This is a genomic window from Chryseobacterium limigenitum, from assembly GCF_900114875.1.
Lineage (GTDB): Bacteria > Bacteroidota > Bacteroidia > Flavobacteriales > Weeksellaceae > Chryseobacterium > Chryseobacterium limigenitum.
Genome location: NZ_FPKW01000002.1, coordinates 243500 through 269190 on the forward strand (window position 1 = coordinate 243500; position 25691 = coordinate 269190).

39 protein-coding genes are annotated in these 25691 nt (G+C 35.9%); 32 read left to right on the top strand and 7 right to left on the bottom strand.

Annotation, left to right across the window (positions count from 1 at the left end; translation table 11 throughout):
• Positions 1 to 170: 170 nt before the first annotated feature.
• Genes BT156_RS03780 through BT156_RS03795 form a run of 4 tightly spaced genes read right to left on the bottom strand, consistent with a single transcriptional unit; the run spans position 171 to position 4856 of the window.
• Complete coding sequence (locus tag BT156_RS03780; protein WP_072407359.1) at positions 171 to 974, bottom strand: hypothetical protein; 804 nt, start codon at positions 972 to 974, stop codon at positions 171 to 173.
• A gap of 17 nt (positions 975 to 991) precedes the next feature.
• Positions 992 to 1723 (bottom strand): MIP/aquaporin family protein, encoded by a 732-nt coding sequence (locus BT156_RS03785; RefSeq protein WP_072407361.1) that lies wholly within the window; start codon positions 1721 to 1723, stop codon positions 992 to 994.
• Positions 1724 to 1752: 29 nt separating this feature from the next.
• Positions 1753 to 3249 (bottom strand): glycerol kinase GlpK, encoded by a 1497-nt coding sequence (glpK, locus tag BT156_RS03790; protein ID WP_072407364.1) that lies wholly within the window; start codon positions 3247 to 3249, stop codon positions 1753 to 1755.
• Between the two features lie 11 nt (positions 3250 to 3260).
• Entirely contained in the window at positions 3261 to 4856 is a 1596-nt protein-coding gene (locus BT156_RS03795; RefSeq protein ID WP_072407366.1) for a glycerol-3-phosphate dehydrogenase/oxidase, read from the bottom strand.
• A 116-nt stretch (positions 4857 to 4972) separates the two neighbouring features.
• Between BT156_RS03795 and BT156_RS03800 the strand changes: the two genes are divergently transcribed.
• The 29 genes from BT156_RS03800 (at position 4973) to rplQ (ending at position 19751) form a co-directional block, all read left to right on the top strand.
• Entirely contained in the window at positions 4973 to 5737 is a 765-nt protein-coding gene (locus BT156_RS03800; protein WP_072407367.1) for a DeoR/GlpR family DNA-binding transcription regulator, read from the top strand.
• Between the two features lie 231 nt (positions 5738 to 5968).
• Positions 5969 to 6595, top strand: coding sequence for a 50S ribosomal protein L3 (gene rplC / locus BT156_RS03805; protein ID WP_072407369.1), 627 nt, complete (start codon positions 5969 to 5971; stop codon positions 6593 to 6595).
• A complete protein-coding gene (rplD, locus tag BT156_RS03810; protein ID WP_072407371.1) occupies positions 6586 to 7215 on the top strand; it encodes a 50S ribosomal protein L4 in 630 nt (209 codons plus the stop codon). The genes rplC and rplD overlap by 10 nt, the downstream gene beginning before the upstream one ends.
• Positions 7216 to 7218: 3 nt before the next feature.
• Entirely contained in the window at positions 7219 to 7509 is a 291-nt protein-coding gene (gene rplW / locus BT156_RS03815) for a 50S ribosomal protein L23 (RefSeq protein WP_047442263.1), read from the top strand.
• Positions 7510 to 7531: 22 nt separating this feature from the next.
• Complete coding sequence (gene rplB, locus BT156_RS03820; RefSeq protein ID WP_034702846.1) at positions 7532 to 8353, top strand: 50S ribosomal protein L2; 822 nt, start codon at positions 7532 to 7534, stop codon at positions 8351 to 8353.
• 2 nt (positions 8354 to 8355) lie between these two features.
• The gene (gene rpsS, locus BT156_RS03825) at positions 8356 to 8634 is read left to right on the top strand and encodes a 30S ribosomal protein S19 (RefSeq protein WP_050378485.1); all 279 of its coding nucleotides are present in this window, start codon (positions 8356 to 8358) and stop codon (positions 8632 to 8634) included.
• 2 nt (positions 8635 to 8636) lie between these two features.
• Positions 8637 to 9035 (top strand): 50S ribosomal protein L22, encoded by a 399-nt coding sequence (rplV, locus tag BT156_RS03830; RefSeq protein WP_066752878.1) that lies wholly within the window; start codon positions 8637 to 8639, stop codon positions 9033 to 9035.
• Between the two features lie 7 nt (positions 9036 to 9042).
• Positions 9043 to 9780 (top strand): 30S ribosomal protein S3, encoded by a 738-nt coding sequence (gene rpsC / locus BT156_RS03835; protein ID WP_054512045.1) that lies wholly within the window; start codon positions 9043 to 9045, stop codon positions 9778 to 9780.
• A gap of 78 nt (positions 9781 to 9858) precedes the next feature.
• Positions 9859 to 10284: a 50S ribosomal protein L16 gene (gene rplP, locus BT156_RS03840; RefSeq protein WP_066752872.1), complete on the top strand. Its 426-nt coding sequence runs from the start codon at positions 9859 to 9861 to the stop codon at positions 10282 to 10284.
• A gap of 12 nt (positions 10285 to 10296) precedes the next feature.
• Positions 10297 to 10485 carry a 50S ribosomal protein L29 gene (gene rpmC, locus BT156_RS03845; RefSeq protein ID WP_066752868.1) on the top strand — a complete coding sequence of 63 codons (189 nt, stop codon included), beginning with the start codon at positions 10297 to 10299 and terminating at the stop codon, positions 10483 to 10485.
• Between the two features lie 11 nt (positions 10486 to 10496).
• On the top strand, positions 10497 to 10754 hold the full coding sequence (gene rpsQ, locus BT156_RS03850; protein WP_052186088.1) for a 30S ribosomal protein S17: 258 nt from the start codon (positions 10497 to 10499) through the stop codon (positions 10752 to 10754).
• Between the two features lie 2 nt (positions 10755 to 10756).
• Positions 10757 to 11125 (top strand): 50S ribosomal protein L14, encoded by a 369-nt coding sequence (rplN, locus tag BT156_RS03855; RefSeq protein WP_066752865.1) that lies wholly within the window; start codon positions 10757 to 10759, stop codon positions 11123 to 11125.
• A gap of 22 nt (positions 11126 to 11147) precedes the next feature.
• Positions 11148 to 11474 carry a 50S ribosomal protein L24 gene (gene rplX / locus BT156_RS03860; protein ID WP_072407373.1) on the top strand — a complete coding sequence of 109 codons (327 nt, stop codon included), beginning with the start codon at positions 11148 to 11150 and terminating at the stop codon, positions 11472 to 11474.
• Positions 11475 to 11487: 13 nt separating this feature from the next.
• Positions 11488 to 12039 (top strand): 50S ribosomal protein L5, encoded by a 552-nt coding sequence (gene rplE / locus BT156_RS03865; protein WP_054512039.1) that lies wholly within the window; start codon positions 11488 to 11490, stop codon positions 12037 to 12039.
• A gap of 3 nt (positions 12040 to 12042) precedes the next feature.
• Positions 12043 to 12312, top strand: a complete 270-nt coding sequence (gene rpsN / locus BT156_RS03870) for a 30S ribosomal protein S14 (RefSeq protein WP_034712998.1) — start codon at positions 12043 to 12045, stop codon at positions 12310 to 12312.
• Positions 12313 to 12459: 147 nt separating this feature from the next.
• Positions 12460 to 12858, top strand: coding sequence for a 30S ribosomal protein S8 (rpsH, locus tag BT156_RS03875; protein ID WP_072407375.1), 399 nt, complete (start codon positions 12460 to 12462; stop codon positions 12856 to 12858).
• Between the two features lie 17 nt (positions 12859 to 12875).
• Positions 12876 to 13421 (top strand): 50S ribosomal protein L6, encoded by a 546-nt coding sequence (gene rplF / locus BT156_RS03880; protein WP_072407377.1) that lies wholly within the window; start codon positions 12876 to 12878, stop codon positions 13419 to 13421.
• A 15-nt stretch (positions 13422 to 13436) separates the two neighbouring features.
• Complete coding sequence (rplR, locus tag BT156_RS03885) at positions 13437 to 13790, top strand: 50S ribosomal protein L18 (protein ID WP_072407379.1); 354 nt, start codon at positions 13437 to 13439, stop codon at positions 13788 to 13790.
• A 19-nt stretch (positions 13791 to 13809) separates the two neighbouring features.
• Positions 13810 to 14331 carry a 30S ribosomal protein S5 gene (gene rpsE / locus BT156_RS03890; RefSeq protein WP_048510866.1) on the top strand — a complete coding sequence of 174 codons (522 nt, stop codon included), beginning with the start codon at positions 13810 to 13812 and terminating at the stop codon, positions 14329 to 14331.
• Positions 14332 to 14341: 10 nt separating this feature from the next.
• Positions 14342 to 14518 carry a 50S ribosomal protein L30 gene (gene rpmD, locus BT156_RS03895; RefSeq protein WP_007839493.1) on the top strand — a complete coding sequence of 59 codons (177 nt, stop codon included), beginning with the start codon at positions 14342 to 14344 and terminating at the stop codon, positions 14516 to 14518.
• An 18-nt stretch (positions 14519 to 14536) separates the two neighbouring features.
• The gene (gene rplO / locus BT156_RS03900; protein WP_066752854.1) at positions 14537 to 14986 is read left to right on the top strand and encodes a 50S ribosomal protein L15; all 450 of its coding nucleotides are present in this window, start codon (positions 14537 to 14539) and stop codon (positions 14984 to 14986) included.
• A 9-nt stretch (positions 14987 to 14995) separates the two neighbouring features.
• Positions 14996 to 16375 (top strand): preprotein translocase subunit SecY, encoded by a 1380-nt coding sequence (gene secY / locus BT156_RS03905; protein ID WP_034702876.1) that lies wholly within the window; start codon positions 14996 to 14998, stop codon positions 16373 to 16375.
• Between the two features lie 3 nt (positions 16376 to 16378).
• The gene (gene infA / locus BT156_RS03910; protein ID WP_047401287.1) at positions 16379 to 16594 is read left to right on the top strand and encodes a translation initiation factor IF-1; all 216 of its coding nucleotides are present in this window, start codon (positions 16379 to 16381) and stop codon (positions 16592 to 16594) included.
• Positions 16595 to 16657: 63 nt separating this feature from the next.
• Positions 16658 to 16774: a 50S ribosomal protein L36 gene (gene rpmJ / locus BT156_RS03915; RefSeq protein ID WP_007839480.1), complete on the top strand. Its 117-nt coding sequence runs from the start codon at positions 16658 to 16660 to the stop codon at positions 16772 to 16774.
• Between the two features lie 9 nt (positions 16775 to 16783).
• A complete protein-coding gene (gene rpsM, locus BT156_RS03920; protein WP_072407381.1) occupies positions 16784 to 17161 on the top strand; it encodes a 30S ribosomal protein S13 in 378 nt (125 codons plus the stop codon).
• Positions 17162 to 17173: 12 nt separating this feature from the next.
• Positions 17174 to 17563: a 30S ribosomal protein S11 gene (gene rpsK, locus BT156_RS03925; RefSeq protein WP_034702879.1), complete on the top strand. Its 390-nt coding sequence runs from the start codon at positions 17174 to 17176 to the stop codon at positions 17561 to 17563.
• A 19-nt stretch (positions 17564 to 17582) separates the two neighbouring features.
• A complete protein-coding gene (gene rpsD, locus BT156_RS03930; protein WP_072407383.1) occupies positions 17583 to 18191 on the top strand; it encodes a 30S ribosomal protein S4 in 609 nt (202 codons plus the stop codon).
• Between the two features lie 33 nt (positions 18192 to 18224).
• Positions 18225 to 19220, top strand: coding sequence for a DNA-directed RNA polymerase subunit alpha (locus BT156_RS03935; protein WP_072407385.1), 996 nt, complete (start codon positions 18225 to 18227; stop codon positions 19218 to 19220).
• A gap of 6 nt (positions 19221 to 19226) precedes the next feature.
• Entirely contained in the window at positions 19227 to 19751 is a 525-nt protein-coding gene (gene rplQ / locus BT156_RS03940) for a 50S ribosomal protein L17 (protein ID WP_072407387.1), read from the top strand.
• 56 nt (positions 19752 to 19807) lie between these two features.
• Here rplQ and BT156_RS03945 read toward each other — a convergent pair whose 3' ends face one another.
• Entirely contained in the window at positions 19808 to 20242 is a 435-nt protein-coding gene (locus tag BT156_RS03945; RefSeq protein WP_072407389.1) for a hypothetical protein, read from the bottom strand.
• Between the two features lie 368 nt (positions 20243 to 20610).
• On the opposite strand from BT156_RS03945, the gene eno reads away from it, so the two are divergent.
• Complete coding sequence (gene eno / locus BT156_RS03950) at positions 20611 to 21903, top strand: phosphopyruvate hydratase (RefSeq protein WP_066752833.1); 1293 nt, start codon at positions 20611 to 20613, stop codon at positions 21901 to 21903.
• A gap of 83 nt (positions 21904 to 21986) precedes the next feature.
• Complete coding sequence (locus tag BT156_RS03955; RefSeq protein WP_072407391.1) at positions 21987 to 23273, top strand: citrate synthase; 1287 nt, start codon at positions 21987 to 21989, stop codon at positions 23271 to 23273.
• An 85-nt stretch (positions 23274 to 23358) separates the two neighbouring features.
• On the opposite strand, the gene BT156_RS03960 is transcribed toward BT156_RS03955, so the two are convergent.
• Together BT156_RS03960 and BT156_RS03965 are read right to left on the bottom strand one after the other, a co-directional pair.
• A complete protein-coding gene (locus tag BT156_RS03960) occupies positions 23359 to 23856 on the bottom strand; it encodes a hypothetical protein (RefSeq protein WP_072407393.1) in 498 nt (165 codons plus the stop codon).
• A gap of 44 nt (positions 23857 to 23900) precedes the next feature.
• Positions 23901 to 24695, bottom strand: a complete 795-nt coding sequence (locus BT156_RS03965) for an SDR family oxidoreductase (protein WP_072407395.1) — start codon at positions 24693 to 24695, stop codon at positions 23901 to 23903.
• Positions 24696 to 24818: 123 nt separating this feature from the next.
• Between BT156_RS03965 and BT156_RS03970 the strand changes: the two genes are divergently transcribed.
• Positions 24819 to 25196: a winged helix-turn-helix transcriptional regulator gene (locus tag BT156_RS03970; RefSeq protein ID WP_072407397.1), complete on the top strand. Its 378-nt coding sequence runs from the start codon at positions 24819 to 24821 to the stop codon at positions 25194 to 25196.
• The last annotated feature ends 495 nt before the right edge of the window (positions 25197 to 25691 follow it).

Sequence of the window (25691 nt, forward strand, 5' to 3'; positions counted from 1 at the left end):
GTTTAAAAAATCTTCGATTTTTATTATTTTGCAAGCTTTTATTCTCAAAATAGTTAAACTTTAAAACGGTCAATAAAAACTTTTGTCTCTTTTGTGGTTGATATAAAAAGTTCAAAACAAAAAACCATCCCAAAATTGGAATGGTTTGTAAATTACTAACAATTTTTATTTTAAAATACAGTCGCAGCTAGCTGGATCCTTGCGTACTTGTTCGAAGGATTCCACATAGCCATCATAGAAACAGGAAGACTGTAATGATCTGTAATTTTAACAGTTTTAGTGGCTTTAATTCCTGCATTCACTATGTCGAAACTATTCTTTCCGTTTCCATAAAGAAAAGTTTGGTCATTAAGGGCGAACCCGGCACCAACAAAAGCATCCAGATTTACTTTCTTACCAGATATCACCGGATAGCTCACCTGTACATAGGTAGAATATTTATTCTTTTTATAGCTTCCGTCCGGTTCTAATACAACTTCTCCTGCATTGGCTCCTCCGTAAAGCATGATGTCTGCTTCAATATTAATTGGAAATGAAGGCCCGAAAGTGTAATTAGTCCTTAAATCAATAATATGTGCCGTTCTTCTGTTAGAATAATGGAAAATATCTTCTGATGCAACTGCCGTATTGATGTTTCTGGAATTAAATAAATCCCATAGCCCAATATAAAACCGTCCGTTTGAATATTGAACATAATAATTGATCTCTTTATAATGGGTTCCGTCTTTATCGTCAGCGAGAGCAGAGGCTCCCCAGATTCCGACTTTCCATTTTTTTTCTGAATCCAGAGCGTAAGAAAGATTTCCCATCACAACAGGTTTATCCGTTATAATTAAACCTCTCCAGAGATGGTTATTTTGAATATTTGCTGTAAAATCCAGTCTGCTATCTTCCTGCTTTTCTGCTACCTCTTGGGCAAAAAGCTTTCCTATGCCCAATGTTATCAGGCATAAACTTGCTAAAAGTTTTTTCATTGTTTAAATTTTTTAGTTTAGTTTAATGCTCCATAGAGAAGAGCTGCTAAAATGGCTCCAAAAATAGGTCCGGCAACAGGAATCCATGCATATCCCCAATCACTGCTTCCTTTAATAGGAAGAATGGAGTGCATAATTCTTGGCCCCAGATCTCTCGCCGGATTGATGGCGTAACCTGTAGTTCCACCTAATGAAAGACCGATAGCCCAAACTAAGAAAGCAACAGGTACTGCTCCGATAGAGCCTAATCCTATTTTTGCTGTAGTATCGGTGTGTAAAGAAAGGCTAGGATCTGCAAAATAGAAGATTACAAAAACAAGTACAAAAGTTCCGATCGTTTCACTAATAAAATTTGAAGAAACTTTCCTGATTGCCGGTCCTGTACTGAAACAAGCGAGCTTACCTCCTTCATCTTCGGTGATCGCAAAATGATCTTTATAAAATAGCCAAACAAGAAATGCTCCTAATGCTGCTCCGATCATTTGGGCTGCAATGTATGTTGGAACAAGATCCCACGAAAATTTTCCTGCTACAGCCAAACCAATCGTAACAGCCGGATTCAAATGCGCGCCACTAATTGGGCCGGCAACCTGAACGCCTACAAAAACGGCCAGTGCCCAAGCGGTAGAAATAACAATCCATCCGGAATTGTTTCCTTTAGTATCTTTCAAAACAACGTTGGCCACAACGCCGTTGCCTAATAATATAAGAAGCATTGTGCCAATTACTTCTGCAATAAATGGAGTCATATGTGTATTTTTTTAAGTGAGTTTGGAATTTAATCTTCGATCCAGTTTTGAGAGCGCTTTACCGCTTTATTCCAGAAATGAATCATATTATCGGCTTTCTCTTTGTCCAATTTTGGATGAAAATCTTTGCCAACGATCCATTGAGACTGGATCTCATCTACACTTTTCCAATATCCAACGGCAAGACCTGCAAGATAAGCTGCACCTAGTGCTGTTGTTTCTAATGTTTTTGGTCGTGTAATTTTAAACCCAAAAAGGTCGGATTGAATCTGCATTAATAAATCACTCGCAGAAGCCCCTCCATCAACTCTAAGCTCCAGACTGGGTGTTCCGGAATCTGCTTCCATGGCTTTTACAATATCATATACCTGAAATGCAATTCCTTCCAAAGTAGCTCTGGCAATGTGACCGTTGGTTGTTCCTCTGGTAACTCCGACAAGGGTTCCTCTCGCATACTGATCCCAATAGGGTGCTCCTAAACCTGTAAGTGCCGGTACAAAATATACTCCGCCATTATCTTCTACGGTTTGGGCAAGCGTGTTGATTTCTTCAGCTGAATTAATCAATTTAAGTCCGTCTCTTAACCATTGTATTGCTGCACCGCCTACAAATACACTTCCTTCCAGTGCGTAATTAACTTCTCCATTAATTTTCCAGGCAACAGTTGTCAGAAGATTGTTTTTAGATTCTACGGCTTCTTTTCCTGTATTCATTAATAGGAAGCATCCTGTTCCATAAGTGTTTTTAACCATTCCCGGAGTTGTACACATTTGTCCGAACAAGGCAGCTTGCTGATCTCCTGCAATTCCTGCAATAGGAATTTTAGTTGAAAATAAGGTTGTTGAAGTTTCCCCATACACTTCACTGCTTTGTTTCACTTGTGGCAATATAGCTTTCGGAATATTGAATAATTTCAACAGATCATCATCCCATTCTAAGGTATGAATGTTCAAAAGCATGGTTCTACTGGCGTTGGAAACATCGGTGATGAACATTTTTCCGCGGGTAAGCTTCCATACAAGCCAAGTGTCAACGGTTCCGAAACATAATTTTCCTTCTTCGGCTTTTTCTCTTGCTCCTTCTACATTATCTAATATCCATTTTAATTTTGTTGCCGAGAAATAAGCATCTAATACAAGTCCGGTTTTCTTTTTGATCATCTCCGTATGGCCTTCTTCTTTCAGAGAATCGCAATACTTGGATGTTCTTCTGTCCTGCCAGACAATAGCATTGTAAATGGGCTCTCCGGTTTCTCTGTCCCAAACAATGGTGGTTTCCCTTTGATTGGTAATTCCGATAGCTGCAATTTCTAATCCTGAAATACCTGCTTTGGCAATGGTTTCAGCTGCAACGGAAATTTGAGAAGACCAGATTTCATTCGCGTCATGCTCTACCCAACCCGGAGTCGGGAATATCTGTTCAAAATTTCTCTGGGAGATATGTTTAATTTCTCCGCTGTGATTGAATAAAATAGCCCTAGAAGATGTTGTTCCCTGGTCTAGAGCGAGGATCAATTTTTCACTCATACTGTGTATATTTATGGTTGATTGTTTTTAGGAGAGTAGGGTATTAATAAATAACCTTTTGCTAATTCAATGAATTCTTTTTCCTGCTGGCTTGCCCATTCTGCTGAAAGTTCTCTTTCTTCTGCAATGATCAACGATACTTTATGTGCACTGTCGATCGCTGCTCTTGCATCTAAAAATAGCATGCGCACTCTTCTTGCCAAAACATCTTCTATTGTTTCTGCCATTTCATTTCTTACTGCCCATACTATTTCTGCGACTGTGAAAGGCTGATCCGGATGAATCTTTTCTGAATATATAGGATTGCTGTTTTGCAACATTTTTATTGAAGGAATATCTGAACCGTAAACATATAAATGACTGCTTCTGTCTACCTGATCAGCTTTTACATTACCATGAATAGATAATTTTTCTGTTTTAGAAGTTGTCATTCCCAGGTTGTGAATTTCCATGGCTTTGTTGATGGTGTCTTCTGCCATTTTACGGTAGGTTGTCCATTTTCCGCCGATGATTGAAACTAATCCGGTATCAGATGTAACCACTTTATGGCTTCTGGAAACTTCTTTTGTGCTTTTGCTTCCGTCTTTTGGAGCTGCAAGAGGTCTTAATCCTGCGAAAACAGATTTTACATCTTCTCGGGTTGGTTTTTTAGAAAGATATTGTCTTGCTGTATTTAAAACGAAATTAATTTCTTCTTCCAAAGCTCTTGGTTCAAAACTTTCGTTCTCCAATAAAGTATCGGTTGTTCCTACTAAAGCTCTGTCGTGCCACGGAACTACAAACAGTACTCTTCCGTCTGAAGTTTTTGGAATCATGATGGCATCATCACTTTTTAAGAAAGATTTATCTAAAACCAAATGAATCCCCTGACTTGGAACAACAAATTTTCCGTGTTTAGGATTATTCATATTAAGAATGTCATTAGTAAAAACTCCTGTGGCATTGATGACAACCTTTGCATAAATTTTATACTGCTTCTGTGAAAACTGATCTTCTGCAACAACTCCGATTATTTTATTAGCATCATTTTTAATAAGATTGATTACTTTTAAATAATTGACGGCACTTCCTCCTTTCTCAATAATGGTTTGAGCGAGATTAATTGCTAAACGGGCGTCATCGAACTGTCCATCCTGATAAACAACACCGCTCATGAGGCTTTTCTGCTCAATAGTCGGAAGTTTGCTTACTGTTTTAGACTTACTTATATATTGTGTTCTTCCAAGGCTTAATTTTCCGGCAAGAAAATCATAGATAGACAATCCTATTTTATAATAAATTCCGCCCCACCAAGTGTAGTTGGGGATAATGAAAGATTGATTTTTTACAACATGTGCTGCGTTTTGTGCAAGCAAGCCTCTTTCTTTTAAAGCTTCTTTTACCAATCCGATATCGCCCTGAGCAAGATATCTTACCCCTCCGTGTACAAGTTTTGTACTTCTGCTGGAAGTGGCCTTTGCAAAATCATGAGATTCTATCAGTAAAGTTTTAAATCCTCTGCTTGTTGCGTCCAATGCAGAACCTAAGCCACTAGCTCCACCACCAATAACAATAAAATCCCACTCCTGGGTATTGGCTAACTTATTGAGTTCTTCATTTCGTTTCATAATGCTTCGTTTATGTTTCGTTTTCAAAAGTAATAATTAAAAATGAAACTAAAAAGAAAATAAATGAAATTTTTAAAAAGTCGGAAAAAAGTGATAAATTTGATGAAATTAATGCAATGGAAAAGTTAATAGCAAGACATAGTGATATTTTAAAGGTTTTAGATGAAAAAGATTATGTGCTTGTACAGGATCTGTGTGAAAAATTTAATGTGTCTTCTGTTACCATTCGAAAGGATTTAAACTATTTAGAAAGTCTGGGATTGCTATTTCGTAATCATGGTGGAGCAAGTAAATATGTAAGGTATGCTTATGAAAAGAATGTTGGTGAAAAGGAAAGTATTAATGTAGAAGCAAAACAGAGTATTGCTAAAGCTGCCTTGCAATTGATACAGGAAAATGACTGTATTATATTGGCTTCCGGAACAACAATGCATTATCTTGCCAGAATGCTGGTGAATTTTGGACAGCTTACCGTGCTTACTTCTTCTTTAAGGGTGGCGCTTGAGCTTTGCAATAATCCTAACATTAATATTATACAGTTGGGAGGAGAAGTTAGAAAAAGTTCTACTTCCATTGTTGGTTCTATTTCGGAAACTATTCTTAAGCAGTTTTCATGCAATAAATTATTTCTGGGTGTTGATGGTATTGATCTGGATTTCGGAATAAGTACTTCCAATGCTGCTGAAGCACATCTTAATCAGCTTATGATTGAATGTTCTGAGAAAGTGGTGATATTGGCAGATTCTTCAAAGCTTAATAAAAAAGGATTCGGAAAGATCGCTCCTCTGGATAAAATAGATTATCTGATAACCGATGACGGAATCTTAGAAGAAGACAGAAGGGGACTTGAAGAAAGAGGGGTTTCTGTTATTACGAAATAAATTTAATAATTGATAAATAATTGTTGTATAAATCACCCTGCGTTTGCCGATTTTTTGTAAACTGCTAAAAATCAAAATATTTTGCAATAAAATTTGTCAATTTGAAAATTATTCATAAATTTGCACACTCATTTTAGGGGTAGAGTATGCCTATATCAAAAGTAGAAATTACTCAAACCTTCCCGAAATGAATGTGTATCCAAGGAAATTTTATAACATATTATATAAATAATGTCAGGTATTATTGGTAAAAAAATCGGTATGACATCTTTGTTTAACGAAGAAGGAAAAAACATTCCTTGTACAGTTATCCAAGCTGGTCCATGCTCGGTTTTACAGGTCAGAACCATTGAAAAGGACGGCTATAAAGCAGTTCAATTAGGTTTCGATGACAAGAGTGAGAAGAACGTTGGTAAAGCGTTAGCTGGTCATTTTAAAAAGGCTGGTTCAGCTCCTAAAGCTAAGTTGGTAGAATTCTACAGAGAATTCGTAGACCAAGTAACAGTAGGAGAAGATGTAACTGTGAAACTATTCGCTGAAGGTGAATTTGTTGACGTAACAGGAACTTCTAAAGGTAAAGGTTTCCAAGGTGTTGTTAAAAGACACGGATTTGGAGGTGTAATGCAAGCTACTCATGGTCAGCACAACAGACTTAGAGCTCCAGGTTCTATCGGTGCTGGATCGGATCCTTCGAGAGTATTCAAAGGAATGAGAATGGCAGGTAGAATGGGAGGTAAGCAGGTAACTGTACAAAACCTTCAAGTATTAAAAGTGGATCAAGAACAAAATCTTTTAGTAGTAAAAGGTGCTGTTCCGGGAGCTAAAAATTCTTATGTAATTATCAGAAAATGGAACTAGTAGTATTAAATACATCAGGAAAAGAAACCGGAAAAAAAGTAACTCTAGACGAATCTGTATTCGGTATTGAGCCAAACAAGCACGCGGTTTACTTAGAAGTTAAACAGTACCTTGCTGCACAAAGACAAGGGACTCATAAATCAAAAGAAAGAAGCGAAATTACTGCTTCTACTAAGAAACTTAAGAAACAAAAAGGATCTGGATCTGCTAGATACGGTGATATTAAATCTCCAACTTTCAGAGGTGGAGGTAGAGTATTCGGACCTAAGCCAAGAGACTACAGATTCAAATTGAACAAAGCTCTTAAGAGATTAGCTAAAAAATCTGTTCTTTCTCAGAAAATGAGAGACAACAGCATCAGAATTGTAGAAGGATTGAGCATTGCTGCTCCTAAAACTAAAGATTTCATCACTATCTTGAATGCATTAGCATTAAACGATACTAAATCTTTATTCATTCTTCCTGATACAAACAAGAATGTATATTTATCTTCAAGAAACTTACCTAAGACTAAGGTTATGAAATTCAACGAAATTTCTTCTTATGACTTAATCAATGCAGGTGAGATCGTTTTCTTAGAAGGTGCAGTTGAAAAATTCCAGGAAAATTTAAAGAAATAAATCATGTCACTAATTATTAAACCAGTTATTTCAGAAAAAGCAAACTATCTTACAGATTTAAGAGGTGCTTATTCTTTCTTAGTACAACCTAAGGCGAATAAAATCCAGATTAAAAATGCAATAGAGCAAGCTTATGGTGTAAAAGTAGCAGACGTTAGAACGATGATTTATGCGCCTAAAGTTTCTTCGAAATACACGAAAAAAGGTCTTCAAGTAGGAAAGACAAACAAATTGAAAAAAGCGGTTATCACTCTTGCAGAAGGGGAAGTAATCGATATTTTTGCTGTAAATTAATTATTAATTATAAATAATAGTAATGTCTGTTAGAAAATTAAAACCTATCACCCCAGGACAGAGATTCAGAATTGTAAACAATTTTGAGGAAATTACTACTAACAAACCAGAGAAATCTCTAACTGTTGGTATTAGTAAGTCAGGTGGACGTAACCAAACTGGTAAAATGACCATGCGTTACACCGGAGGTGGACACAAAAAGAAATACAGAATTATCGACTTCAAAAGAAACAAGCATGATGTTGAAGCAACGGTAAAAACTGTAGAATATGATCCAAACAGAACTGCATTTATCGCTTTATTAGAGTATGCTGACGGAGAGAAGAGATATATCATCGCTCCAAACGGTATCAAAGTAGATCAAAAGGTAGTTTCAGGAGAAAGCGTAGAGCCGAACATCGGTAACGCAATGAAATTGAAAAACATTCCATTGGGTACTGTTATTTCTTGTGTTGAAATGAAGCCTGGACAAGGTGCTATTTTAGCAAGAAGTGCTGGTTCTTCAGCTCAACTTACTTCAAGAGACGGAAAATATGCAATCATCAAATTGCCTTCAGGAGAATCTAGAATGATCCTTACTGAATGTTATGCAATGATTGGATCTGTTTCTAACTCTGATCATCAGTTAACTGTTTCAGGTAAGGCTGGTAGAAGCAGATGGTTAGGTAGAAGACCTAGAACTAGACCGGTAGTAATGAACCCTGTAGATCACCCAATGGGAGGTGGTGAAGGACGTTCATCTGGAGGTCACCCAAGATCTAGAAATGGTATGCCTGCTAAAGGTTACAAAACTAGAAAGAAAAACAAAGCGTCTAACCGTCATATCATATCTAAACGTAAATAATTATGGCAAGATCACTTAAAAAAGGACCATTCATCGCATATACTTTAGATAAGAAGGTTCAGGCAAATATAGAGGCTGGAAAGAAAACAGTTATTAAAACTTGGTCTAGAGCATCAATGATCTCTCCGGACTTCGTAGGACAAACTATTGCAGTACACAACGGGAAATCTTTTATCCCTGTTTATGTTACAGAAAACATGGTTGGTCACAAGCTAGGCGAATTTTCTCCAACAAGATCTTTCAGAGGTCATGGTGGTAACAAAAACAAAGGAAGTAGATAATCATGGGATCAAGAAAAAGAGAAAGTGCATTAGCACGTAAATTAACGAATCAAGATGTAGTAAAAGCATTACATAATGATTGCCCTTCTTCTCCAAGAAAGATGAGATTAGTTGCTGATATCATCAGAGGAGTAGAAGTTGACAAAGCTTTATACATTCTAAAATATTCTAAAAAAGACGCTTCTAACAAATTAGAGAAAGTATTACTTTCTGCGATGGCCAACTGGCAGTCAAAGAACGAAGGTGCTGATATCGAAGAAGCTAATCTTATCATTAAAGAAATTTTTGTAGACAGTGCTAGACAATTGAAGAGACTAAGACCTGCACCGCAAGGTAGAGGACACAGAATCAGAAAAAGATCTAACCACATTACACTAATCTTAGGTAATAAAGAAAATTAATCAAGGTATGGGACAGAAGACAAATCCAATTGGTAACAGATTAGGTATCATCAGAGGATGGGATTCAAACTGGTTTGGTGGTAAAGATTATGGAGACAGAATCGCTGAAGACTACAAAATCAGAAGATACCTTGAAGCTAGATTATCTAAAGGTGGGATTTCAAAAATTTATATTGAAAGAACATTAAAATTAGTAACAGTAACGATCACTACTGCTAGACCGGGACTTATCATCGGTAAAGGAGGTCAGGAAGTTGACAAGTTAAAAGAAGAATTGAAGAAACTTACTAAAAAGGATATTCAAATCAATATTTTCGAAATCAAAAGACCTGAACTTGACGCAGTTTTAGTTGCTGACAGTATTGCTAAGCAAATTGAAAACAGAATTTCTTACAGAAGAGCTGTTAAAATGGCTATCGCTTCTACAATGAGAATGGGTGCTGAAGGTATCAAAGTTCAAATCTCTGGTAGATTGAACGGTGCTGAAATGGCTCGTTCTGAAAACTTCAAAGACGGAAGAATTCCATTATCAACTTTCAGAGCAGATATCGATTATCATATCGGTGAAGCACTTACTCAATACGGTAAGTTAGGAGTTAAAGTTTGGATCATGAAAGGAGAAGTTTACGGTAAGAGAGATCTTATGCCATTAGTAGGACAACAGAAGAAAGGTGGTCCTTCAGGAGGCGGAAACAGAGGAGATAGAGACAACAGAAGACCTTCAAGAGATAAAAAAAATAATTAATAAAATTTTAGAGGATAGTTTTTAAACGACCGTTACTTTTTTAAAATCTAAATTCTAAAATCTAAAATTTAAGAAATTATGTTACAACCAAAAAGAACCAAATTCCGTAGAGTTCATAAGATGAAGATGAAGGGGATTGCTCAAAGAGGTAATCAACTTGCTTACGGAACTTTCGGAATCAAAGCTACAGAAGGAGCTTGGATCACTGCAAGACAAATTGAAGCTGCTCGTATCGCTGCTACAAGATATATGAAGAGAGAAGGTCAACTATGGATCAAAATATTCCCGGATAAGCCAATTACTAAAAAACCAGCCGAAGTACGTATGGGTAAAGGTAAAGGTGCTGTTGAATATTGGGTAGCTGTAGTGAAGCCAGGTAAAATTATGTTCGAGGTCGGAGGAGTATCTTACGAAATCGCTAAAGAAGCATTAAGACTTGCTGCACAAAAATTACCGATAGTTACTAAATTTGTAGTTGCTAACGATTTTGTTAAACCTCTATAATCTTTGAATACAATGAAACAAGCTGAAATTAAAAATCTAAGCGCTGAAGATATTCAAGCAAAATTGGCTGAAGCTAAAGCTGAATTCACTAAAATGAAATTAGCTCACAAAATCAGCCCACTTGAAAATCCAATTCAAATCAGAGATTTGAGAAGAACGATCGCAAGACTAAATACTGAGTTAACTAACAAACAACAATAAGATTTTCATACATTATGGAAAGAAACTTAAGAAAAGAAAGAATCGGAATAGTTTCCAGCAATAAAATGGAAAAGACCATTGTTGTAAGTGAGACGACTAGAGTGAAACACCCGATGTACGGTAAATTCGTATTAAAAACGAAAAAATATACTGCACACGACGAAAACAACGAATGCACAGAAGGAGATACAGTTCTTATCCAAGAAACTAGACCTATGAGCAAGAGTAAGAGATGGAGATTAGTAAGAATCATTGAAAAAGCTAAGTAATAATGTTACAAACAGAATCAAGATTAAAAGTTGCTGATAACACTGGTGCTAAAGAGGTACTAGTAATCAGAGTTCTGGGTGGTACCAGAAGAAGATATGCTTCAGTTGGTGATAAGATTGTAGTTACTATCAAGGCTTCTACACCATCAGGAAACGCAAAGAAAGGTCAAGTATCTAAAGCGGTAGTAGTAAGAACTAAAAAAGCAGTTAGAAGAAAAGATGGTTCATACATCAAATTCGAAGACAATGCTTGTGTTTTACTAAACGCTGGTGGAGAAATGAGAGGAACACGTGTTTTCGGACCTGTTGCTCGTGAGTTGAGAGACAAAGAATATATGAAGATCATTTCATTGGCTCCTGAAGTACTTTAATTTTAAAAATTTTTAAAAGAAAATGTCAAAGTTAAAAATAAAAAGAGGAGATAACGTAATCATTACTACTGGTAAGAAAGATATCAAAGGTAAAACTGGTGAAGTTATTGAAGTGATCAAAAAAGAAGGAAGAGACCCTAGAGTTATCGTTGCAGGACTTAACATCGTTAAAAAACACGTTAAGCCTTCAGCTTCAAATCCTCAAGGAGGAATCACAGAAAAAGAAGCTTCTATTCATATCTCAAACATAGCTTTAGTTGATAAAGACGGAAAAGCTATCAAAATCGGTTACAAAATCGAAGGAGATAAGAAAGTAAGAATTAACAAAAAAACGGGTGAAACTTTATAATTTTAAATAACACATGGAATATATAGCAAGACCCAAAAAAGCATATAAAGAAACGATTGTTCCTGCAATGATGGAAGAATTTGGGTACAAATCTGTAATGCAGGTACCTAGATTAGAAAAAATCATCTTATCTCAAGGTTTAGGTGATGCTACTGCAGACAAGAAAATTATTGATTATGCTGTAGAAGAACTTACAAATATTACTGGCCAAAAGGCTGTAGGTACTATTTCTAAGAAAGACGAAGCTGCTTTCAAATTAAGAAAAGGTATGCCTGTAGGTGCTAAGGTAACTCTTAGAGCTAGCAAAATGTACGAATTCTTAGACAGACTTACTGCTTCTGCTTTGCCACGTATTAGAGATTTCTCTGGTATTAAAGCTGATGGTTTCGATGGTAGAGGTAATTATAACTTAGGTATTACTGAGCAAATTATCTTCCCTGAGATCGCAATCGACAAAGTGAAAAAAATCCAAGGGATGGACATCACTTTCGTTACAACTGCGAAAACAGATAAAGAAGCTAAAGCATTGTTAACTCACTTCGGTTTACCTTTCAAAAAGAACTAAGAAATGGCTAAAGAATCAATGAAAGCGCGTGAGCGCAAAAGAGAAGCTACTGTAGCTAAATACGCTGAAAAAAGAAAAGCTTTAAAAGAAGCTGGTGATTATGAAGGACTTCAAAAATTACCAAAAAACGCTTCTCCTGTAAGATTACACAACAGATGTAAACTAACAGGTAGACCAAGAGGTTACATGAGAACTTTCGGTCTTTCTAGAGTAACTTTCCGTGAAATGGCCAACAACGGTCTTATTCCGGGAGTGAAAAAAGCTAGTTGGTAGTTAATACTAATTAAAAAATCGGGACAATTAAGTTGTCTGGATACTAAAGAAATAAATATCAGACCGAAGTTTTTCTGAAGTCTGATATTTTAATCTTCAAGTCCTTTCAAAACTGATTGTCTTTAACCAATAATTTAAAAAAGAAAAATGGTAACAGATCCAATTTCAGATTTCCTAACAAGAGTAAGGAACGCACAAAGCGCAGGCCACAAGGTGGTGGAAATTCCTGCATCGAAAATCAAAAAGGAGCTTACAAAAATCTTATTTGACCAAGGGTATATCTTAAACTACAAGTTTGAAGAGAGCGCTGTTCAAGGAACGATCAAAATAGCTTTGAAGTATGACAAGCAAACTAGCAAGCCTGCAATCAAGTCTATCCAAAGAGCTTCAAGACCAGGTCTAAGACAATACAAAGGTTCTACTGAACTTCCAAGAGTATTGAACGGTTTGGGTATCGCTATTATCTCTACTTCTAGAGGGGTAATGACTGATAAAAAAGCTAGAGAAGAAAAAGTAGGCGGTGAAGTAATCTGCTATGTTTATTAATTTTTAATCAAAGGAAAATGTCAAGAATTGGTAAAGCAATTATAACAATTCCCGCTGGAATTACTGTCACTGAAAAAGACGGTGTGGTAACTGTAAAAGGTCCTAAAGGAGAACTTTCTCAGGAGCTTACAGAAGGAATTACTTTAGAACAAAACGATGGTGTGCTTACATTCAGCAGACCGTCTGATTCTAAGCAACACAGAGCGCTACACGGTTTATACCGAGCGTTGATCAATAACATGATTTTGGGAACTGCTGAAGGTTTCACAAAAAAGTTAGAACTAGTAGGGGTAGGATACAGAGCTTCACACACAGGTCAAAAACTTGAGTTGGCTTTAGGATTCTCTCACGGTATCGTTTTAGAGCTTCCAAAAGAAGTAATAATCGACACATTGACTGAAAAAGGTAAAAACCCAATTATTACTTTAACGTCTCATGACAAGCAACTTCTAGGAATGGTTTCTGCAAAGATCCGTTCATTCAGAAAGCCTGAGCCATACAAAGGAAAAGGTGTAAGATTCGTAGGAGAAATTGTTAGACGTAAAGCTGGTAAATCTGCTTAATAAATTATAAGTATTATGGCATTAAGTAAAGTAGAAAAAAGAATAAGAATAAAAAGAAGAGTAAGAGGAAAAATCTCTGGATCTTCTGAATTGCCAAGATTATCTGTATATAAAAGTAATAAGGAAATTTACGCTCAGTTAATCGACGACAAAGACGGTAAAACTTTAGTATCTGCTTCTTCTAGAGATAAAGGAGTTGACGCTAAAGGTACAAAAAGTGAAGTTTCTGCCGCTGTTGGTAAAGCTATTGCTACTAAAGCAATTGCTGCAGGAATTCAAGCTATTGTATTTGACAGAAACGGTTTCGTATATCACGGTAGAGTTAAGGCTCTAGCTGACGGTGCGAGAGAAGGAGGACTTAAATTCTAATCATTAAATTTCGGAAAATATGTTAGGACTAGATAATATAGAAAGAGTAAAACCGGGAGGATTAGAATTAAAAGATCGTCTCGTAGCTGTAAACAGAGTAACTAAAGTAACAAAAGGTGGTAGAGCTTTCGGGTTTTCTGCTATCGTTGTTGTTGGAAATGAAGAAGGAGTTATTGGTTACGGTTTAGGTAAATCTAAAGAGGTTGCTTCTGCAATTGCGAAAGCTGTTGAAGACGCTAAGAAAAACCTTGTTAAGGTACCTGTAATGAACCATACAATCCCTCACCAAACTGCTGCTAGATACGGTGGTGCAGATATCTTCTTGAGACCTGCTTCTCACGGTACAGGACTTATTGCAGGTGGTGCAGTAAGAGCGGTATTGGAGTCTGCTGGTATTCACGATATCCTTTCAAAATCTAAAGGATCTTCTAACCCTCACAACGTAGTGAAAGCTACTTTCAAAGCGTTATTAGATATCAGAAGACCTGAAGAAATTGCAAGAATGAGAGGAGTTTCTCTAAGTAAAGTGTTTAACGGTTAATAAATAAACAATGGCAACAATTAAAGTAAAACAAGTAAGAAGCGCTATTGGTAGAACAAAAACCCAAAAGAGAACGCTTGAAGCATTAGGATTTAAGAAACTTCACCAAGTTGTAGAACACGAAGCTACGCCTTCTATTTTAGGTATGATAGCTGCAGTTAGTCATTTACTTGAAGTTCAAAAATAATTTTAAAAAGAAATTAAAATGAATTTAAACAACATAAAACCTGCTGCAGGTTCTACTTTTAGTTCAAAAAGAATTGGTAGAGGTCAAGGTAGTGGAAAAGGAGGTACTTCTACGAAAGGTCACAAAGGACAGAAAGCAAGAGCTGGTTATTCTCAGAAGATCGGTTTTGAAGGAGGTCAGATGCCTTTACAAAGAAGATTACCGAAATTCGGTTTCAAAAATGTAAACAGAAAAGAATTTAGAGCTATTAACCTAGACGATATTCAAACTTTAATTGATACTAAATCTGTAACAGGAGATATTACAAAAGAAGTTTTGGTACAAAACGGTTTAGCTACTAAAAACGAATCAGTGAAAATTATGGGTAGAGGAGAATTGAAATCTGCGGTTTCAATCTCTGCTGATAAATTCACTAAATCTGCATTAGAGCTTATCTCTAAAGCAGGTGGACAAGCAATTACATTATAATAGTAACTAATGAAAGAATTTATACAAACCCTTAAGAATATTTGGAGCCTAAAGGAATTAAGAGATAAAATTCTCTTTACGTTAGGTATTATCCTTGTGTATAGATTCGCATCTTATATCTCATTGCCTGCAATTAACCTTGCAGAAGTAGGGGATCTCTTAGAGCATTATAAAAATCAAGGCGGTAACAAGCAAGGAGCAGGTCTCCTTGGCTTGCTTTCGTCGTTTACAGGTGGGGCTTTCAGTCACGCTTCTGTAATGGCGTTAGGTATCATGCCTTATATTTCAGCTTCTATTATTGTTCAGTTGATGGGGATGGCTATTCCTTATCTTCAGAAACTTCAGAAAGATGGAGAGTCCGGTAGAAATACATTGAATCAAATTACTAGATGGTTAACAATTGGGGTTTGTCTTGTACAGGCACCTTCTTATTTAACTTCTATTACTCAATTATTCTTACCATATGCTCAGTTCCAGTCTGCATACTATGTAGAGCCAAATTCTATCATGTTCTGGTTACCAAGTATTGTTATACTTGTTGCCGGTTCAGTATTTGCAATGTGGCTAGGTGAGAAAATTACTGACAAAGGAATCGGAAATGGTATTTCTATCCTTATTATGGTTGGTATCTTATCTAGACTTCCAGAAGCATTTGTACAGGAAATGGCCGTGCAGAACGGAAAAGGAGGAATGGGATCTATCATGATCCTTATTGAAGTGATATTCTGGATGTTGGTGGTTCTTTTAGCAGTCGTCCTATCGGTCGCTGTTAGAAAAATTCCAATTCAATATGTAAGCAGAGCTCAAGCAAGAGGAGGTGTAAATAGAAATCTTATGCAAGGAGCAAGACAATGGATTCCATTGAAAGTTAATGCTGCCGGTGTTATGCCAATTATCTTTGCTCAGGCATTGATGTTCGTACCCGGTTTATTAACCAAATTCGATGAGTCTAATACTTTTCTTGCAGGTTTCAAGAATGTTTTTAGCTGGCAGTACAACGTATTGTTTGCGCTATTAATTATTATCTTCTCATTTTTCTATACTGCAATTACTATTCCGGTAAACCAAATGGCTGATGATTTGAAGAGAAATGGAGGTTTAGTACCGAAAGTAAGACCCGGTAAAGAGACAGCTGATTATTTAGATGATATTTTATCAAAAATTACCTTGCCAGGTGCAATATTTTTATCTATCTTTGCAGTCCTTCCAGCAATTGTGCATGGAAGCTTTGTTCAGACAGATGCGTTCGCCCTATTTTTCGGGGGAACATCACTATTGATTATGGTGGGAGTTATTTTGGATACAGTTCAACAGATTAATACATATCTGCTGAACCATCACTATGATGGCTTAATGCAGTCTAAACTGTCAAGAACGACTGGATATTAATTTATGGCAAAACAAAAACATATTGAACAAGACGGCGTTATTACGGAAGCACTTTCGAACGCCCAGTTCCGTGTAGAGCTAGAAAATGGGCATATGCTTATCGCTCATATTTCTGGTAAAATGAGAATGCATTATATTAAACTTTTACCTGGTGATAAGGTAAAACTAGAAATGTCTCCCTATGATTTGACAAAAGGGAGAATTACTTTTAGATATTAAACAACCGCCAAATGGAGTCTTCGGGTTTCCATTTGGCTATTGTTAAAAAATAAATACTATCAAATGAAAGTTAGAGCATCAATCAAAAAAAGAAGTGCTGATTGCAAGATCGTACGCAGAAAAGGTGTACTATTTGTGATCAACAAGAAGAACCCAAAATTTAAACAAAGACAAGGCTAATATTAAATTATGGCGAGAATTGCAGGTATTGATTTACCAAAAAACAAAAGAGGCGTTATCGGTTTAACTTATATTTACGGAGTTGGAAGAAGTACTTCTTCTGAAATCCTTAAAGTAGCCGGTATTAGCGAAGATAAGAAAGTCAACGAATGGAATGACGATGAATTGGCTGCAATCAGAAATTATATTACTGAAAACGTAAAAGTTGAAGGTGAGTTAAGATCTGAAGTGCAATTGAACATCAAGAGATTGATGGACATAGGATGCCAACGAGGAATACGTCACAGACTAGGACTACCTTTAAGAGGCCAGAGAACGAAAAACAACTCTAGAACCCGTAAAGGAAAGAGAAAAACAGTTGCTAACAAGAAAAAAGCAAGTAAATAATCGTTAGGAATTATGGCAAAACAAAGTAAAGTAGTTAAAAAAAGAAAAGTAAAAGTTGAAGCTATTGGTGAAGCGCATATTCAGGCTTCTTTCAATAACATCATCATTTCTTTAACAAATAAAAGCGGAGAAGTTATCTCTTGGGCTTCTGCCGGTAAAATGGGATTCAGAGGTTCTAAAAAGAACACTCCTTTTGCTGCTCAAATGGCAGCTGAAAATTGCTCTAACGTAGCTCATGAAGCTGGATTAAGAAGAGTAAAGGTGTATGTGAAAGGTCCAGGTGCAGGTAGAGAATCTGCTATCAGAACAATTCACAATTCAGGTATTGAAGTTAGCGAAATTATTGACGTTACTCCTATGCCACACAATGGATGTAGACCACCAAAAAGAAGAAGAGTTTAATTTTTAGAATTTACCCATTATGGCAAGATATATTGGACCTAAAACTAAGATTGCTAGAAAGTTTGGTGCTGCAATCTACGGAGATGATAAAAACTTCGAAAAGAGAAAAAACCAACCGCCAGGACAACACGGTCCTAACAAAAGAAGAGGTGCTAAAAAATCAGAATATGCAGTTCAGTTAGCTGAAAAACAAAAAGCTAAATACACTTACGGTATTTTAGAAAGACAGTTTGCAAATTTATTCGATAAAGCACACAGAAGTAAAGGTGTAACAGGTGAAGTTCTATTACAGCTTTGTGAATCAAGATTGGATAACGTAGTATACAGATTAGGTTTTGCTAAAACCAGAGCTGGTGCTAGACAGTTAACTTCTCACAGACACATCACTGTGAATGGTGAGATCCTTAACATCCCTTCTTATTTAGTAAAAGCTGGTGACGTAATCGCTGTAAGAGAAAAATCTAAGTCTCTTGAAGTTGTTACCGACTCATTGGCTGCTAAAGCAAATTATGAGTGGTTACAATTCAACGATGAGAAGAAAGAAGGTACTTTCATCTCTGCTCCTGAGAGAATCCAAATCCCGGAAGACATCAAGGAACAGCTTATCGTCGAACTTTACTCTAAATAATTTTTTAATCAAATTTTTGCTCAACCCAATAATATGGCAATTTTACAATTCATAAAACCCGATAAAGTAATTTTACTTAACTCTGATGAATTTAAAGGTCAATTCGAATTCAGACCTCTAGAACCAGGTTTCGGGCTTACAATCGGTAATGCTTTGAGAAGAGTGTTGCTTTCTTCTCTGGAAGGATACGCTATTTCATCTATCAAAATAGAAGGTGTAGAGCACGAATTTTCAACTATTCCAGGAGTAATCGAAGACGTTACCGAAATTATTCTTAACCTTAAGCAGGTAAGACTAAAAGCTACGGCAGAAAACCAGACGAATGAGCAGGTTGTTGCTAAAGTTACGGGACAGACGATTATTACTGCTGGAGATTTAGGTAAATCAATCAATGGATTCGAGATTTTAAATCCGGATTTATTAATCTGTAACCTAAACAGTGATGTAACTTTCGAAATCACTTTCAATGTAGAGAAAGGTAGAGGGTATGTTCCTTCGGAACAAAATAAAACAAACAATGCTCCTGTAGGAACTATTGCTATTGATTCTATTTTCACCCCTATTAAGAAAGTACAATACAGTATTGAAAATTATCGTGTAGAGCAAAAAACAGACTACGAAAAACTTGTATTAGATATAGAAACTGATGGCTCAATAAGCCCTCAGAATGCTTTAACCGAAGCTTCTAAGATATTAATTTATCACTTCATGTTGTTCTCTGATGAGAGAATCACACTTGAAACGGAAGCTGTAAAAGCATCTATCCAATACGATGAAGAAACTCTTCATACAAGACAACTTCTTAAGTCTAAATTAGCAGATATGGATCTTTCAGTAAGAGCCCTTAACTGTCTAAAAGCGGCTGAAGTAGAAACTCTTGGAGAACTGGTTTCTTACAGTAAGTCTGATTTGATGAAATTCAGAAATTTTGGTAAAAAATCTTTGACAGAACTAGAAGAATTAGTGCATTCAAAAGGTCTTAACTTCGGTTTCGACGTTGCAAAATATAAGTTAGACGCTGATAAATAATTAATAATGAGACACGGTAAAAAATTCAATCACTTAGGAAGAACAGCTTCTCATAGAAGTGCTTTACTTTCTAATATGGCTTGTTCTCTAATTGAGCATAAGAGAATCAACACTACTGTAGCTAAAGCGAAAGCTTTAAGAGTATATGTTGAGCCTCTATTAACAAAGGCAAAAGAAGATACTACACACAATAGAAGAATTGTTTTTTCATATCTTCAAAGTAAAGAGGCAGTTACTGAACTTTTCAGATCAGTAGCTCCTAAAATCGCAGAAAGAAACGGAGGTTACACAAGAATCATCAAGACTGGTTTCAGACAAGGTGATGCTGCTGACATGGCTCTTATCGAGCTAGTTGATTTCAACGAACTTTACAATCCTAATGCTGAAGAGAAAAAGACTACAAGAAGAAGTAGAAGAGCTACAACTGCTAAAAAAGAAGCTGTAGTTGCTGATGCTCCTAAAGTAGAGGAAAAAGTTGAAGAGCCTACGGCTGAAGCAACTGATTCTACAGAGGAAAAAACTGCAGAATAATATATTCTCAGATATAAATAAAAACCGTTCAGATTTCTGAACGGTTTTTTTATGTTTTAGATTTTAGTTCTTTTCAGTTCAATAACGTTATTTCCTTGTTCAAGATGAAGACTGTCTCCTTTCACTCTCGCGGTCATATCATCTTTTTTATAAATTGTTTCGCCATCTTTCGTCTCTTTCTTTTCCAACGTGAAAGTTTTTTTGTTGCTTGTGATTGCTACTGTACTTTCTTTTGGATCGTTTTTGAAAACCACTTTTACTAAAGCTCCGTCTGTTGCTTTGTAGACAAAATCTGTCTTTTCCGTTTTCTGTCCATTTACTTCTATCGTTGATGAACTTACCGTGGAAGAATCTATTTTCCCATTATTATCAACAATAGTTGTTTCTGAACTATCAGATTTGATAACGCTTTTGTTTCCGCTTTCCGTTTTGTTGCAGCTTACTAATGACAAAGCAACAAGCGAAGCTGTGATTAAAAGTCCTTTTTTCATGTTATTTATTCTTTTTTAATGTATTTGAAAGTTAATTTTCTGTCGTAAAGAAATTGGAATAAATTTAATAAAACAAAAAACAAACCAATATTTATCGCTTAAATATAAAACGTTATATAAATGTGCAATTAAATTTCCAAAAGTGGTTAAATCATAATATTTTAATCAATTAGTTCATTAATTATTGCTGAAAATTTAAAAATTAAAATAGCAAGACATAATTTTGTTGATAAGATGAAATACTGTCTTTTTTTTCTTTTCAATATTAACTAAAATTTAACTTGGAATTGGTCGAAAAGGCAGTCCGTTTATGATAAAAAAAGTTAAAAATTGATTAAATTTGTATAAACTATAAAAAAAACGGAAAAATGAGTTACATTTCTTACATAGAAGCGAGACAAATTTTGGATTCAAGAGGAAATCCTACAGTAGAAGTAGATGTATTTACAGAAAGTGGCGCAATGGGTCGTGCTGCAGTACCTTCGGGAGCATCTACAGGAGAGCATGAAGCGGTTGAATTACGTGATGGTGGTTCAGAATATATGGGGAAAGGAGTTCTTAAAGCTGTTGAAAACGTAAGAGAAGTAATAGCGCCTGAGTTAGTTGGCCTTCCGGTTTTTGATCAGAATCTTTTAGATCAGATCATGATTGAACTTGACGGAACGCCTAATAAAGGAAGTCTTGGAGCAAACGCAATCCTTGGAGTTTCATTGGCAGCAGCAAAAGCAGCAGCAGCTGAATTGAAAATGCCTTTATATAAATATGTAGGTGGTGTTAATGCTAATACACTTCCTGTTCCGATGATGAACGTTATCAACGGTGGTTCTCACTCTGATGCGCCTATCGCGTTCCAGGAATTTATGGTAATGCCGGTAAAAGCAGACTCTTTCTCTCATGCTTTGAGAAAAGGAACTGAAATTTTCCACAGTCTAAAAGCAATTCTTCATTCTAGAGGTCTTTCTACTGCGGTAGGTGACGAAGGTGGTTTTGCACCAACTTTCAAAGGAACTGAAGATGCTTTGGATACTTTGCTTCAGGCAATCGAAAAAGCGGGTTACAAGCCTGGTGATGATGTAATGATCGCATTAGACTGTGCTGCTTCAGAATTCTACAAAGACGGAATTTACGATTACAGAAAATTCCAGACTCCGGATGCTGCACAATTTACAAGCAGTGAGCAGGTTTCTTATTTAGCTGATCTTGCAAACAAATATCCGATCATTTCTATCGAAGACGGTATGCAGGAAAATGACTGGGAAGGTTGGAAAATGTTAACAGACAAGATCGGTGACAGAGTACAATTAGTAGGTGACGATTTATTCGTAACTAATGTTGAAAGATTAGCAAGAGGTGTTGAAGAAGGAATTGCCAATTCAATCCTTGTAAAAGTAAACCAAATCGGTTCTCTTTCTGAAACAATGGCGGCTGTACAAATGGCTCAGCACAACAAATTCACTTCAGTAATGTCTCACAGATCAGGTGAAACTGAAGATTCTACAATCGCTGATTTAGCAGTTGCAATGAATTGCGGACAGATCAAAACAGGTTCAGCTTCAAGATCAGACAGAATGGCGAAATACAACCAATTATTGAGAATTGAAGAAGCTCTTGGTGAAACAGCAATTTTCCCGGGATTAGGAGCATTTAAGATTAAAAGATAATTGAAATTATAAATAACGGCAAGCGATAATTTTTGTTTGCCGTATTTTATGGAATTTAGTAAATTTAGAAAAAAAATAAATAAATGTCAGACAACAAAGTAATATTGAATTACGACGGTAATTCATATGAATATCCAATCGTGGATAGTACTATCGGAGACAGAGGGATCGATATTTCAAAACTAAGAGACCAAACAGGTTTAATCACTCTAGATTTAGGTTACAAAAATACAGGAGCTACACTTAGCGACATTACTTACTTAGACGGGGATAAAGGAGAATTATTCTACAGAGGATACCCTATTGAGCAGATTGCTGAAAAGTCTAACTTTACAGAAGTAATGTACCTTTTGTTACACGGTGAATTACCAACTTCAGATCAATTCAATACCTTCAACGGTAACATCAAAAAATATAATTTCGTAGCAGAGGAGATGAAAAAAATCATCGATGCTTTCCCTCGTTCTGCTCACCCAATGGGAGTTTTATCTTCTTTAACTTCTGCTTTAACTGCCTTCAACCCGAAAGCTGTTAACGTAAACTCTAAAGAAGAAATGGATCTTGCTGCAGAATTGCTTATTGCTAAATTTGCTCACCTTGCTGCTTGGACGTACAGAAAAACTCTAGGTTTACCATTAAACCACGGAGATAATAGCCTAAACTATGTAGAGAACTTCTACAAAATGGCATTCAGATTACCAAATGAAGAGTTTGAAATCAACCCTGTGGTAACTGCTGCTTTAGATAAATTATTAATCCTTCATGCTGACCACGAGCAAAACTGTTCTACATCTACTGTAAGAATGGTAGGTTCTGCTCATACAGGTCTTTTTGCTTCAGTTTCTGCGGGTATTTCTGCACTTTGGGGACCACTTCACGGTGGTGCAAACCAAGCAGTTATCGAAATGCTTGAATTGATCGAAAAAGACGGTGGAGATGTTAACAAGTGGGTTGAAAAAGCTAAAGATAAAAACGACAGCTTCCGTTTGATGGGATTCGGACACAGAGTTTACAAAAACTTCGACCCAAGAGCGAAAATTATCAAAAAAGCGGCTGATGATCTGTTAGTTGCATTAGGAATTGAGGACAAAGCTCTTGATATTGCTATGCAGTTAGAAAAAGTAGCATTGGAAGATGAGTACTTCATCGAAAGAAAACTATATCCAAACGTAGATTTCTACTCAGGAATCATCTACAGAGCATTAGGAATTCCTACAGAAATGTTTACAGTAATGTTTGCATTAGGAAGACTTCCGGGATGGATCGCTCAATGGAAAGAAATGAGATTGAAAGGAGACCCGATCGGAAGACCAAGACAGGTTTACCAAGGAGCTCAAAAAAGAGACTATATCGATTTAATGAACAGATAATATTTGTCTCAGATAAATATAAATCCCAAAGTTTTATGCTTTGGGATTTTTTGTTTTAAAGTTGAAATTTTATTTAAGTTAAATTTTAATCATTATTAAGAAGTCTATTAATCTTATCATTCCAAATCTTCGCCACTTTCTCAATTTGTGCTTCTGTACTTTTTTGAATATCTAACGCGGTTTTTACACCTTGTACCATAATCATTGAAGCTCTTCTTGTTTCAATGAAATATTTTAAAATCTCACCAGTTTCCAGTTCAACTTTTCCAAAAGTAAAATCTTCATCTTTACTTTTAAATTCGCCATACAATTTATTTTTAGCATTAATTAAACTTCCAAATTGAAGAGTACCATTTTCATTTGTGATCAGTTTTCTGGTTGTTAAAATGCTAAAATTGGCTGAATCAATAATGGTTGAGCAAATAATCAATTCATCATCATGTAATTCGAAAGGATAATGTTGAAATAAAATCTTAGAATCATTTTCGTAAAACGTTGCCCATTTAAAATCATAAGGTTTCATGGTGCTTCTTTTGATTTTAGCAATACAAATTCTATGAATGGATTTATCAGATTTTCTCATTGTAGTTTTAATGAGAGCTAAAATACAAAAGTTTAAAATATAAATTAAATTGTTGGAATCGTTCCTCCATCAATCACATATTCAGTTCCGGTTAAATAGCTTGCTCGCGGAGATACTAGAAACCCTACAAATTCTGCAATATCTTCCGGCTGAGCTGGTCTTCCGATGGGAATTCCGCCCAACGCATTCATCACGCTTTGGGTTGCTTCTTCTATCGTTGAATTTGAGCTTTCCGCAATTCGTTCCATCATTCTCGTTGCAGAGTCCGTCATTATCCAGCCTGGCGAAACGGTCAAAACACGAACTCCTTTTGATGAAACTTCCTTTGACAAACCTTTACTGTAATTAATTAAACCTGCTTTTGCCGCCGCGTATGGCAAAGTAGAATCATACAGTGGCAATCTCCCCTGAATAGACGCGATGTGAATAATTACTCCACTTTTTTGTTCGATCATTTGTGGTAAAAATCCTCTATCCAAACGAACGGGCGCCAACAAGTTAGTCTGAATTGATGTTTCCCAATCTTCATCAGCCAAAACAGAAAATCCACCGCCTTTTGTTTCCGAACCGCCAAGAGTATTGATTAAGATGTCAAGCTTTCCGAATTTGGATAAAACTTCATCAACAACTTTTTGAGTTCCTACAGGTTTGCTTAAATCAGAAGCGATAAAATGAAGTTTTTCATTCGTAATTTCCGGTTGATTTCTTGCGGTTACGATCACTGTTGCTCCTGCAGATAACAGTCTTTCTGCGATGGCTTTTCCTGCGCCTTTTGTTCCACCTGTTACCAAGGCTATTTTATTGCTTAGTTCATTATTGAAATTAAATTGTCCGTTCATATGTTTAAAGTTTGGTACAAATTTCAGGAGTATGATGAGTTTATACAAGTACGGAAATACGATTCATATAGGGATAAATTTTTCCCCTATTGTTGTTTTTAGAACATTGACTAATTTTGTTATATGTATGAAAGAAAAATTCCTCCTAATTTAAATTGCGGTCTTGACCTGATTGGTGAAGTGCTTTATGGTAAATGGAAAATCCGTTTATTATGGTTTATCAATGAAGGTTTTTTGCGACCAAGTGAGTTGCAGAGGAAAATTCCGGATGCTTCCCGAAGAGTTTTGAATATTCAGTTGAAAGAATTGGAAGATCATGAACTTGTTACGAAGAAAATATATCCTGTTGTTCCGCCAAAAGTTGAGTACAGTCTCACGGAATTTGGTAAAACTTTAATTCCTGTAATTTCTGTTTTGGGTGAATGGGGTGATAAAAATGAAGAACGCCTTCGAACGGTTATTCTCAATCGGCTAGAAAATAATTCAGAAGAGATGAGCTAAGAAAGTACAATCAGATAAAAGCAAAACCTGCTTTTGTGAGCAGGTTTTCTGTTTTTAATTAAGGGCATTGACAGTTATTGCATGTCCAGATATAACATTTTCCTGAGTCATCCCATTCGCAGCAGCGTCTTGCTCCACCAATGGCGATACCTCCTACAATTGATTTTTGTTGATCTCTTCCTAATTTTTGTGCATGTTTTAGCACGGGATTTTTCTTGTTCATGATGTTGTGATTTGATGTTAATAATTAAGTTTAATTTTTTTACAAAATTATATCACTAATATATGAATTTATTTTAAATGTAAATAAAATTTTAAATATAAATTGATAATTAGCAATATGTTATGTCTAAAATTATCTTTCAAACTCTTTGATGAAAGCAATTAAATCTGTCTTTGATCCGAAAAAAATAACTAAAAACTGTAGAACTGAGATTTTGCAGGATAAAATTAAACCTTGCTTATAAAAATGCTCAAAAGTTTCCTAAATACAGA